Raw genomic sequence first — 11,478 nt, forward strand, 5'->3', positions numbered from 1 at the left:
TGTGACGAAACGAAGACGGCGGGCACCAGGCCCGCCGTCCGCGTGTATGGACAAGGGTGCTTCAGGAGATCAGAACGACAGGTCGCCCCAGACGCCGAATTCCTTGGTCTTGTCGTTCTTCTTGTCGCTGGCGTTGGCCAGGTGCGTGTACTTGTACACGGTCGACAGCTTGAGGTTCTTCATGACCGGGAACTCGACGCCGACGTTCCAGTACTTGTCGCTCAGGGTCGGGTCCAGGGTCTTGCTGACGTCGGTGTCATCGTAACGACCGAACACGTTGATGCCGCCGTCGGTCACGCGCACGCTGCCCCACACCGACCAGCCACTGGTCTTGTCGGTGGCAACGGTCAGCACGTTGTTGAGGTTCTTGGCCTGGAAGTACTCGCCGCCGACGCGGAAGTTGCTGTCGGCGTAGGCCACCATCGCGTTGGCGCGGGTGTAGGTGTTCTCGGCGCTCTGGATGTCGGTTTCCTTGCCCAGCTTGCCGCTGTAGCCGCCGACGGCGACCACGAAGTTCTCGTTCGGGGTGTAGGCCACGCGGCCTTCCACGTCCATGCCCTTGCTGCGGGTCGGGTTCTTGTAGCCGGCGCCGGACACGACCGAGACGGCGTAGTTGAAGTTGTTGCCCAGGTTGCCGAAGCCATGCAGGCCCCAGTCGGACGAGTTGCCGTACTTCAGGCGGTCGGTCAGGGTGTTCTCGACATAGCGCATGCCGTAGAACTTCTCGACGTACGGGATCCACGGCATGTCGGCGGCACCGACGCGCAGGTTGAAGGCCGGGTCGAAGCTGCCCTGCACGTAGGCCTTCTTGACGAACAGTTCGGTGTTGCCGATGGCCGAGCTGTACTGGAAGTCGGTGGTCAGGTTGGCCGACCAGATGTCGTTGAACTTGTGGTCGACGGTCAGGTAGAAGCGCTTGACGTCCAGGCCGGTGCCGCTGGCGGCGGTGTCCTTGCCGTTGCTGGTCTTGTCGATGTTGGTCAGGTCGAAGAACATGCGACCGCCAATCTTGTTGTCATTGACCAGCTTGGCCAGCTTGTCGACGCTGGTCTGGGTCTTCTGCGCACCTTCCAGGGCCTGCGCCTGGGTGATGTTCACTTCGGACTGCGCGTCGGACTGCGCCTGCAGCGCCTGCGAATCGTTCTGCAACTGCTGGACCTGGGCCTGCAGCGCAGCGATCTGTGCCTGCAGCTGCTGCAACTGTGCCTGGGACACGCCCGAGCTGGCGGGGGCTGCGAAGGCGTCGGCGGAAACCAGACCGAGGCTTGCAACGACCGCGGCGGCGAGCAAATGGGAACGCATTTTGGATTTCTCCAGAGGGTTGGAATGGCTTGGGCAGAACGCCACGCCGGCAGGCCGGTCAAGCGTTTTGCGAACGTTCCGTTAAAACCATGACAGCCGAATGACAGATTGAGCACCAACCCCAGATTTCTTCGTGCGGTCATGCGTACGACTCATTTGCGCGCACATGCTTATCGATCCGTTGCGCCCCATGGCGTGGTGTATCGGCACCGACACGCGGGCAAGCCGCCGGGTCACCCTGGTCCGCACCGCCCGGCTTCGCGCGGATGACGCGGAATCCCTGCGCAACGCCAGGCGCAGACCGCGCGAAGGGAGGCAGCCGTCACCTCATCGGCCACCTATGCAAGGTGACCGCAGCCGGCGCCGGCGCACCTCCCTTGTGCCCGCACGACCGCCTCAGCCGCTGCGCAAAACCTTCACGGCCCGCGCTGCGCAAGCGCCAGCCAGCGCTGTAACGGATGCGTCATACAACGGTCCCCGCGCTGTCATCGAACCGTTATGGAATGTGCGCCGGGCGGGTAACCCCGCATTCCAATCAACCCAGGAGCCACCCCGTGATCCACGCCTTCAAGTCGCGCGTTGCCGTTGCCGTCTTCGCAGCGTCGTCCGTGTTCGCCGCCAACGCCGCTGAAATCACCGGCGCGGGCGCCTCGTTCATCTACCCGGTGATGTCGAAGTGGTCGGCCGACTACAACGCTGCCACCAGCAACAAGGTCAACTACCAGTCGATCGGTTCCGGCGGCGGCATTGCGCAGATCAAGGCCAAGACCGTTGATTTCGGCTCTTCCGATGCACCGCTGAAGCCGGAAGAACTGGCCGCCTCGGGCCTGGCCCAGTTCCCGTCGGTGATCGGCGGCGTGGTGCCGGTGGTCAACGTGGCCGGCATCGCCCCGGGCGCACTCAAGCTGGACGGCACCGTGCTGGCCAACATCTTCCTGGGCAAGATCAAGACCTGGAACGACCCGGCCATCGCCGCGCTGAACCCGGGCGTGACCCTGCCGAGCGCCAAGATCACCGTCGTGCACCGCTCGGATGGTTCGGGCACCACCTTCAACTTCGTCAACTACCTGTCCAAGGTCAGCCCGGAGTGGAAGAGCTCGGTCGGTGAAGGCACCTCGGTCCAGTGGCCGGCCGGCATCGGCGGCAAGGGCAACGAAGGCGTTGCTGCCTACGTGAAGCAGATCAAGGGCGGCATCGGCTACGTCGAACTGTCCTACGCACTGCAGAACAAGCTGTCGTACACGGCGATGAAGAACGCTGCCGGCAGGTTCGTGCAGCCGAGCGATGCATCGTTCGCCGCCGCTGCCGCCAGCGCCGACTGGGCCAGCGCCAAGGACTTCTACCTGGTGATGACCAACGCCCCGGGCGCCGAGTCCTGGCCGATCACCGCCACCAACTTCATCCTGGTGCACAAGAAGCCGAAGAACGCTGCCAACGGCAAGGCCACCCAGGAGTTCTTCCGCTGGGTCTACAAGAGCGGCGACGCCCAGGCCCGCCAGCTGGACTACGTGCCGCTGCCGGACAGCCTGGTCCGCCAGATCGAGACCTACTGGTCGCAGAACCTGAAGTAAGCACGTTCCCCCGCAGGAACGGGGCCGGCGGGTCCTCTCTCCCCCGCCGGCCCCAACCGGGCGCGAGATCCTCGAGATCTCGCGCTCTTCTTGTTTTCGGGGATGCATGCATCTGCCTCTGCAGCGCCGAGCCCACGCTCGGCTGGGTGCTGGAGCGTGCGGACCGACGGTCCGCACCTACCGAGGGCAGGGAGCTATCGAACATGGCTTGACTCCACAAGGGCCAACCGGCCGCCATACCGGTGCGCAGATCCGGGGTCTCCGGGGCTCTGCCGGATGGGGGCCAACCCGGTGAAACCCTTGTCAGAACGTGATCCAGGACACCTCTGTCATGGTCGTAATACGGCTGTAACAAAAACATCATTTCATAGCCGCATCCGCCGACCACGTCGGCTCTTCCCCGCTATGGAGTGACCATGAAACTGCACTCGGCCGGCCTTGCCGCCCTTTCCCTGGCCATCGCCCTGGGCCTGTCGGCCTGCGGTGGCGACAAGCAGGCCGCGCAGCAGCCGGCGGCCGACGGTGCCGCTGCCCCGGCCGCTGCCGGTGCCAAGGTGACCGCCGAAGTGTCCGGCGCGGGCGCGTCCTTCATCTTCCCGCTGGTCTCCAAGTGGTCGGCCGACTACAACGCCACCACCGGGGCCAAGATCAACTACCAGTCGATCGGCTCCGGCGGCGGCATCGCCCAGATCAAGGCCGGCACCGTCGACTTCGGCTCCTCCGACAAGCCGCTGAGCAGCGAAGAGCTGGCACAGGCCGGCCTGGCCCAGTTCCCGTCGGCCATCGGCGGCGTGGTGCCGGTGGTCAACATCGAAGGCCTGGAAGCCGGCAAGCTGCGCCTGAGCGGCGCCCTGCTGGCCGACATCTTCCTGGGCAAGGTCAAGACCTGGAACGATCCGGCCATCGTCGCCGCCAACCCGGGCGTGAAGCTGCCGGACGGCAAGATCACCCTGGTCCACCGTTCGGACGGTTCGGGCACCACCTTCAACTTCTCCAACTACCTGTCCAAAGTCAGCCCGGAGTGGAAGAGCAAGGTCGGCGAAGGCACCTCGGTGCAGTGGCCGGACGGCGTCGGTGGCAAGGGCAATGAAGGCGTCGCTTCGTACGTGAAGCAGATCAAGGGCTCCATCGGCTACGTCGAGCTGGCCTACGCGCTGCAGAACGGCATGCCGTACACCGCCATGCAGAACGCCGCCGGCAACTGGGTCGAGCCCAGCGCGGAAACCTTCGCCGCGGCGGCCGCCAGCGCCGACTGGGCCAGCGCCAAGGACTTCAACCTGGTCATCACCAACGCCCCGGGCGAGCAGGCGTGGCCGATCACCGCCACCAACTTCATGCTGATGCAGAAGCAGCCGAAGGACGCCAAGCGCAACCAGGACACCCTGGCCTTCTTCAAGTGGGCCTTCGAGAACGGCCAGGCCCAGGCCAACGAACTTCACTACGTGCCGCTGCCGGCCAAACTGGTCAAGCAGATCGAGGCCTACTGGGCGACCGACCTGAAGTGACGGACTCGACGGTGCCCGCCCCGCGCGGGCACCGCTTCCACGCCGTGCCGCCCCGCCCCTTCCTGGCCCTGCCGTCCCCATGAATGCCATCGCCCAGCCTGTAGCCGCCCCGTCCACGCGTGATGCGCGTGATGCCCGCAACGACAAACTGTTCCGATGGGTGCTGGTCGGCACCGTCATCTTCGTCCTGATCGCCCTGGCCTGCGCCGCGCTGTCGATGCTGTGGGGCGGCCGCCATGCCCTGCAGATGCAGGGCCTGAGCTTCTTCTTCTCCGCCGACTGGAATCCGGTCGAAAACAAGTTCGGCGCGCTCGCCCCGATCTACGGCACCCTGGTCACCGCCGTCATCGCGATGGTCATCGCCGTGCCGGTCAGCTTCGGCATCGCCTTCTTCCTCACCGAAGTCGCGCCACGCTGGCTGCGTGGCCCGGTCGGCACAGCCATCGAACTGCTGGCCGGCATTCCCTCGATCATCTACGGCATGTGGGGCCTGTTCGTGCTGGTGCCGGTGATGACCGAGTACGTCACGCCGTTCCTCAACGAGACCCTGGGCGAATGGCCGATCATCGGCCCGATGTTCCAGGGCCCGCCGCTGGGCATCGGCATGCTCACCGCCGGTTTCGTGCTGGCGATCATGGTCATTCCGTTCATCTCCTCGGTGATGCGCGAAGTGTTCCTGACCGTGCCGACCCGCCTGAAGGAATCGGCCTATGCGCTGGGCTCCACCAAGTGGGAAGTGAGCTGGGACATCGTGCTGCCCTACACCCGCTCGGCGGTGATCGGCGGCATCTTCCTCGGCCTCGGCCGCGCCCTCGGCGAGACGATGGCGGTGGCCTTCGTGATCGGCAACAGCGTGCGCCTGTCGCCGTCGCTGCTGGAACCGGGCACCACCATTGCTGCGCTGATCGCCAACGATTTCGGTGAAGCCACTGAAACCTACCGTTCGGCCCTGCTGCTGCTCGGCTTCGTCCTCTTCATCGTCACCTTCGTGGTGCTCGCCATCGCCCGCCTGATGCTGATGCGCCTGTCCCGCAAGGAGGGCAACTGATGTCCAGCACCGCTGACTCCCTGTACCTGCGCCGCCGCATCGGCAATGTCGTTGCGATCACCGCCTCCTGCGCCACCGCGCTGTTCGGTTTGTTCTTCCTGGGCTGGATCCTGTTCACCCTGGCCTCCAAGGGCCTGGCCGGCATCAACCTGGATCTGTTCACCAAGATGACGCCGCCGCCGATGCAGGAAGGCGGCCTCGCCAACGCGTTCTTCGGCAGCGCCGTGATGTGTGCGCTGGCCATCGGCATCGGCACCCCGCTGGGCGTATTGGCGGGCACCTGGCTGGCCGAGTACGGCAACGCCCGCAAGGCCGGCACCGTGGTCCGCTTCGTCAACGACATCCTGCTGTCGGCCCCGTCCATCGTGCTCGGCCTGTTCGTCTACACCCTGTACGTGATGCAGACCGGCGGCAACTTCTCGGCGTTCGCCGGTGCGCTGTCGCTGGCCTTCATCGTGCTGCCGGTGGTGGTACGCACCACCGACGAGATGCTGCGCCTGGTGCCCTCGCAGATGCGCGAAGCGGCCCTGTCGCTGGGCATCCCGCAGTGGAAGGTGATCGTGCAGGTGCTGTACCGCAGTGCCTCGGCCGGCATCATCACCGGCATCCTGCTGGCACTGGCCCGCATCTCCGGCGAGACCGCACCGCTGCTGTTCACCGCCTTCGGCAACCAGTACTGGAACAACAACATCTTCCAGCCGATGGCCTCGGTGCCGGTGGTGATGAACCAGTTCGCCGGCAGCCCGTATGAATCCTGGCAGGTGCTGGCCTGGGCCGGTGCCCTGGTGCTGACTGTCTTCGTGTTGCTGGTCAGCCTTGCCGCCCGCGGCATCCTGCTGCGCAACCGTATCTCCCATGACTGACCTTTCCGTGGATAACGCCATGAACGACCTTTCCAACGCCGTGCCGATGCAGCGCATCGCCGTGCCGTCCTCGCACGAGAGCCTGCACACGCCGTCGCCGGTGAAGCTGGCTGCGCGTGGACTGGACTTCTACTACGACAAGTTCCACGCCCTGAAGGGCATCAACCTGGAAATCCCGGAAAAGCGCGTGACCGCGCTGATCGGTCCTTCCGGTTGCGGCAAGTCGACCCTGCTGCGCATCTTCAACCGCATCTACGCGCTGTACCCGAAGCTGGAAGCGCGCGGTGAAGTGCTGCTGGACGGCGAGAACATCCTGTCGCCGAAGTACCCGATGAACCGCCTGCGCAGCAAGGTCGGCATGGTGTTCCAGAAGCCGGTGCCGTTCCCGATGACCATCTTCGAGAACGTGGCCTACGGCATCCGCCACCACGAGAAGCTGAGCAAGGCCGACATGGCCGACCGCGTCGAGCAGGCGCTGCGCCAGGGCGCGCTGTGGGACGAAGTGAAGGACAAGCTGGGGCAGAGCGCACTGGGCCTGTCCGGCGGCCAGCAGCAGCGCCTGTGCATCGCCCGTGCCGTGGCCCTGCGCCCGTCGGTGCTGCTGCTGGACGAGCCGACCTCGGCGCTGGATCCGATCTCGACCAGCCGCATCGAGCAGCTGGTGGAAGAACTCAAGCACGAGTACACCATCGTGATCGTCACCCACAACATGCAGCAGGCCGCTCGCGTGTCCGACTACACCGCCTTCATGTACCTGGGCGACCTGATCGAGCACGACCGCACCGAAGTGATCTTCTCGCAGCCGTCGCAGCGGCAGACCGAGGACTACATCACCGGCCGCTTCGGCTGAAACGTCAGTCGAGCACGGCTCGACCCTGCAGACACCATCAGTCGAGCGTGGCTCGACTCTACAGAGTGGAACAACCATGAACCTTCCCAACGACCACATCGTCAAGAGCTACGACGAAGAGCAGCAGCGCCTGGTGGCCGAGATCGTGCGCATGGGCGAGATGGCCGTCGCCCAGCTCGAAGCGTCGATGGACGTGATCGAGAAGCGCGACGAGAACGCTGCCCATCGCATCATCGCCAACGACGAGGCGATCGATGCGCTGGAACAGCAGATCAGCCACGACGTGATGCGCCTGGCGCTGCGTGGCCCGATGGCGCGCGACCTGCGCGAGATCCTTGCCGGCCTGCGCATTCCGGCCGACATCGAGCGCATCGGTGACTACGCTGCCAACGTCGCCAAGCGCTCGATCGCGCTGGGCAAGGTGCCGCCGCTGCCGCAGATCCAGGGCCTGCGTGCACTGGGCCGCCTGGCCGCGCAGCAGGTCCGGCGTGCCATTGCCGCCTACCGCGACAACGATGCTGATGCCGCGCTGGAACTGCGTGAGGACGACGCCCGCCTGGACGCGCAGTACACCGCGCTGTTCCGCGAGCTGCTGACCTACATGATGGAAGACCCGCGCAACATCACCCCGTGCACGCACCTGCTGTTCATGGCCAAGAACCTGGAGCGCGTGGGCGACCACGCCACCAACATCGCCGAGAACGTATGGTTCCTGGTGCATGGCGAGCAGCCGCTGCCACCGCGTGAAAAGCGCGACGAGACCTCCAGCACCGGCCAGCCCTGACGCTGCACTGCAACACCGGAGTCGACTCCAAGGTGGCCGCTGTCCTGGTGACAGCGGCCTTCTTTTTTGGGGTGTTTCATCCGCATTGTGGGCGCCACGCGTGCCCGGTGCGGACCTGCCGGATGCTTCTGTAACAGATCTCACGAAAATTTGAGTTCTTGGCGAGGATTCGTTGAGTAGGATCGCTGCACCATCGATTCACCCCGGGCACCTGCCCACCACCCAGGAGTAAGACCGATGAGCAGTTCCAACAAGACCCTGTCCCTGCTGACCGCTACCGCCCTGGCCGCCGGCCTGGGCATGACCGCCAGCGCCTCGGCGCTGAGCATGAGCGACCTCGCCCAGGGCTACCTGGTGGCCGGCCAGGCAGCCAAGGCCAGCACCGATGCCAAGGCCGCCGATACCAAGATGGCAGCCGACGCGACCAAGCACGCCGAAGGCAAGTGTGGTGCCGACGGCAAGACCGGCGAAGGCAAGTGCGGTGCCGACAAGGGCAAGGCTGCCGGCGCAGCGGGCGCCAAGGCCAAGACCGGCGACACGAAGTCGGCTGAAGGCAAGTGCGGCGAAGGCAAGTGCGGTGGCAAGCACTGACGTCCGCGCCAGCCTCGTCCACCCGCAGTCGCCGCTTCGCGCGGCGGCTGCAGGGTTGGGCCTGCGCCGGGCGCTGCTGCAGGATCTGCGTGACGCTCCGGCAGGCGACTTCGACTTCCTGGAATGCGCGCCGGAGAACTGGATCCATGTCGGCGGCCCGGCCGGTGATGCCCTGGCCGAACTGGCACACCGCCATCCGCTGAGCTGCCACGGCCTGTCGCTGTCGCTGGGCGGCAGTGCCGCCCTGGACACCCCGCTGCTGGAGCAGGTCGGCCGGTTCCTCGAAAAGCACCGCGTGCCGCTGTACAGCGAGCACCTGAGCTACTGCAGCGACGACGGCCACCTGTACGACCTGCTGCCGATCCCCTTCACCGACGAAGCCGTGCGCCATACCGCGCAGCGCATCCGCCGCGTGCAGGACCTGCTCGGCCGCCGCATCGCGGTGGAGAACGTGTCCTACTACCTGGCGCCGGAACCGGCGATGGACGAGCTGGCGTTCACCAATGCGGTGCTCGCCGAAGCCGACTGCGACCTGCTGCTGGACGTCAACAACGTCTACGTCAACGCCTGCAACCACGGCTACGATGCCGATGGCTTCATCGCCGGCCTGCCCGCGCAGCGTATCGTCTGCCTGCACGTGGCCGGGCACCTGGACGAGGCACCCGACCTGAAGATCGATACCCATGGCAGCGCGGTGATTGATCCGGTCTGGGAGTTGCTGGCGCGTACCTATGCTCGCATCGGCCCACGCCCCACCCTGCTCGAACGCGATTTCAATTTCCCGCCCTATGCGGAACTGCAGGGCGAACTGCAGACCATCCGCCGCCTGCAGGCCGCACACGCCGGGGCTGCACATGGCTGACGCTATCGACACCCTGCGCGCGCAGCAGCACGCGTTCACCGCGCACCTGCGCGATCCACAGGCGGTGCCGGCACCGGCCGGCCTGGATGCACGCCGGTTGGCGGTGTACCAGCACCTGCTGTTCAACAACCTGCTCGGGCTCCTGAGCAACGGTTTCCCGGTCTGCGTCCGCCTGCTCGGCGAACCGGCATGGAGCGCGCTGGTGCGCCACTACTTCGCCACCCATCGCTGCCAGACCCCCCTGTTCACCGAGCTGGCCGCCGAGTTCGTGCAGTGGCTGCAGGCACAGCCGCAGCTGCCGCACCCGGCGCTGGCCGAACTGGCCCACTACGAGTGGGTGGAAACCGCGCTGTACCAGTTGCAGGCCGAGCCACTTCCTGCGCCTGGCGATGTCGATCCGCTGCGGGTGCCGCTGCAGCGTTCGCCGCTGGCGTGGCCGCTGCTGTACCAGTGGCCGGTGCACCGTCTCGGTGCAGAGGATGCGCCGACCCAGCCCCTCCCAGAACCCACCGGCCTGCTGGTCCGCCGCGAAGCCGACGGTGAAGTGCGATTCGCCGCGCTCAGCCCCTTGGCGGTGCACCTGCTGTCCAGCATCGGTGAACAGCCTGGGCTGGAAGGCCGTACGTACCTGCAACGCCTCGCCACCACGCATGGGCTGGCCGAAGACGCGCTGGCCGGCCCCGGTGCCGCGCTGCTGCGGCAGTTCCTGCAGGCCGGCGTGATCGGCCCGCTCACCGCCCCGCCCTGACACCCCATTTGCGGAGATCCCCTGATGAACCTTCCGACCCTGGCCGCCGCGCGTGACCAGCTGGACCGTCTCGCCCCCTGGTTGGCCCCGCTCGGCCTGCGCCTGCTGCTGGCCTGGGAATTCTTCGAATCCGGCCGCGAGAAGCTGCGCGGCCAGAACTGGTTCGCCGACCTGCAGGACGCCTTTCCATTCCCGTTCGACCAGTTGCCGGCCACCCTGAACTGGCAACTGGCGACCTGGTTCGAACTGCTCGGGGCGGCCTGCCTGCTGTTCGGTTTCGGCACCCGTTTCGCCGCCGCGAGCCTGCTGGTGCTGACCGTGGTGGCCACCTATGCGGTGCATTGGCCGATGGAGTGGAACTCGCTGGCCGACCTGGCCATGGGCTATGCGATCAGCGACCAGGGCTTCGGCAACTTCAAGCTGCCGGTGCTGTTCATGGCCATGCTGCTGCCGCTGATCTTCACCGGCGCCGGCAAGCTGAGCGTGGACGCCTGGTTGGCGCGGTGGTCTCCCTCGGCCACACCTGCGCGGCCAGCGGTTCGGTAGATGCCGACCTTGGTCGGCGCGTCATGTGCCAACCAAGGTTGGCACCTACCGGGTTCTGCGTTCGTGCCACCACGGTGGCTGGCATGGGCTGCGTGGCCGGGCGCTCAGGGCCGCTCTGATAGAATTCACGCATGACTGACCCCATCCCCGCACCTGCCGCCGTTCCCGATTCCGCACTTCCCCAGGCGCAGCGCGCGATGTCACAACGCTTCCGCGGCTTCCTGCCGGTGGTGGTGGATGTCGAAACCGGCGGCTTCGACAGCCAGCGCAACGCGCTGCTGGAAATCGCTGCGGTGCCGATCGAGATGGACGAGAACGGCCTGCTCTACCCCGGCCAGACCGCCAGTGCCCACGTGGTCCCGGCCGAGGGCCTGGAGATCGACCCGAAGTCGCTGGAAGTGACCGGCATCATCCTCGACCATCCGTTCCGGCTGGCCAAGGAAGAAAAAGCGGCGTTGGACCACATCTTCACTCCGGTGCGTGCGGCGATGAAGAAGTACGGCTGCCAGCGCGCGATCCTGGTTGGCCACAATGCCCATTTCGACCTCGGCTTCGTCAACGCGGCCGTGGCGCGGACCGGCCACAAGCGCAACCCGTTCCATCCGTTCAGCGTGTTCGACACGGTCACCCTGGCCGGTATCGCCTACGGCCAGACCGTGCTGGCGCGTGCGGCCACTGCCGCCGGGCTGGGTTGGGATGCGAATGAAGCGCACAGCGCGGTATATGACACCGAGCAGACCGCGCGGCTGTTCTGCACCATCGCCAACGCCTGGCCGCGGTAAGAAAGCGCTTTCTGTAGAGCCGAGCC

Annotated in this window: 12 protein-coding genes; 11 read left to right on the forward strand and 1 reads right to left on the reverse strand. The window is 66.1% G+C overall.

Going from position 1 to position 11,478, the window contains the following annotated elements; all coding sequences use genetic code 11:
- Positions 1-69: 69 nt before the first annotated feature.
- Positions 70-1,302 carry a porin gene (locus E5790_RS02475; RefSeq protein ID WP_014646541.1) on the reverse strand — a complete coding sequence of 411 codons (1,233 nt, stop codon included), beginning with the start codon at positions 1,300-1,302 and terminating at the stop codon, positions 70-72.
- A 554-nt stretch (positions 1,303-1,856) separates the two neighbouring features.
- Between E5790_RS02475 and pstS (E5790_RS02480) the strand changes: the two genes are divergently transcribed.
- The 11 genes from pstS (E5790_RS02480) to rnt all read left to right on the forward strand — a co-directional run bounded on the left by pstS (E5790_RS02480) (position 1,857) and on the right by rnt (position 11,452).
- On the forward strand, positions 1,857-2,873 hold the full coding sequence (gene pstS, locus E5790_RS02480; protein WP_014646540.1) for a phosphate ABC transporter substrate-binding protein PstS: 1,017 nt from the start codon (positions 1,857-1,859) through the stop codon (positions 2,871-2,873).
- Between the two features lie 416 nt (positions 2,874-3,289).
- Positions 3,290-4,378: a phosphate ABC transporter substrate-binding protein PstS gene (gene pstS, locus E5790_RS02485; RefSeq protein ID WP_111205935.1), complete on the forward strand. Its 1,089-nt coding sequence runs from the start codon at positions 3,290-3,292 to the stop codon at positions 4,376-4,378.
- Positions 4,379-4,457: 79 nt separating this feature from the next.
- Positions 4,458-5,426 carry a phosphate ABC transporter permease subunit PstC gene (gene pstC, locus E5790_RS02490; RefSeq protein WP_005412771.1) on the forward strand — a complete coding sequence of 323 codons (969 nt, stop codon included), beginning with the start codon at positions 4,458-4,460 and terminating at the stop codon, positions 5,424-5,426.
- Complete coding sequence (pstA, locus tag E5790_RS02495) at positions 5,426-6,289, forward strand: phosphate ABC transporter permease PstA (RefSeq protein WP_014646538.1); 864 nt, start codon at positions 5,426-5,428, stop codon at positions 6,287-6,289. Before pstC ends, pstA begins: the two co-directional genes overlap by 1 nt.
- A 19-nt stretch (positions 6,290-6,308) precedes the next feature.
- Positions 6,309-7,139, forward strand: coding sequence for a phosphate ABC transporter ATP-binding protein PstB (gene pstB, locus E5790_RS02500; protein ID WP_005408788.1), 831 nt, complete (start codon positions 6,309-6,311; stop codon positions 7,137-7,139).
- Between the two features lie 76 nt (positions 7,140-7,215).
- The gene (gene phoU / locus E5790_RS02505) at positions 7,216-7,923 is read left to right on the forward strand and encodes a phosphate signaling complex protein PhoU (RefSeq protein ID WP_005408787.1); all 708 of its coding nucleotides are present in this window, start codon (positions 7,216-7,218) and stop codon (positions 7,921-7,923) included.
- Positions 7,924-8,160: 237 nt separating this feature from the next.
- Positions 8,161-8,514, forward strand: a complete 354-nt coding sequence (locus E5790_RS02510) for a hypothetical protein (protein WP_014646537.1) — start codon at positions 8,161-8,163, stop codon at positions 8,512-8,514.
- Positions 8,501-9,376: a DUF692 domain-containing protein gene (locus tag E5790_RS02515; protein WP_111205934.1), complete on the forward strand. Its 876-nt coding sequence runs from the start codon at positions 8,501-8,503 to the stop codon at positions 9,374-9,376. Before E5790_RS02510 ends, E5790_RS02515 begins: the two co-directional genes overlap by 14 nt.
- Positions 9,369-10,124, forward strand: coding sequence for a putative DNA-binding domain-containing protein (locus tag E5790_RS02520; RefSeq protein ID WP_014646535.1), 756 nt, complete (start codon positions 9,369-9,371; stop codon positions 10,122-10,124). The genes E5790_RS02515 and E5790_RS02520 overlap by 8 nt, the downstream gene beginning before the upstream one ends.
- Before the next feature lie 24 nt (positions 10,125-10,148).
- Positions 10,149-10,670: a DoxX family protein gene (locus tag E5790_RS02525; RefSeq protein ID WP_032956524.1), complete on the forward strand. Its 522-nt coding sequence runs from the start codon at positions 10,149-10,151 to the stop codon at positions 10,668-10,670.
- A gap of 131 nt (positions 10,671-10,801) precedes the next feature.
- Positions 10,802-11,452, forward strand: coding sequence for a ribonuclease T (gene rnt / locus E5790_RS02530; protein ID WP_032956522.1), 651 nt, complete (start codon positions 10,802-10,804; stop codon positions 11,450-11,452).
- The last annotated feature ends 26 nt before the right edge of the window (positions 11,453-11,478 follow it).

Origin of the sequence: Stenotrophomonas sp. PAMC25021, assembly GCF_004795795.1 — a bacterium.
GTDB classification, from domain to species: domain Bacteria; phylum Pseudomonadota; class Gammaproteobacteria; order Xanthomonadales; family Xanthomonadaceae; genus Stenotrophomonas; species Stenotrophomonas muris.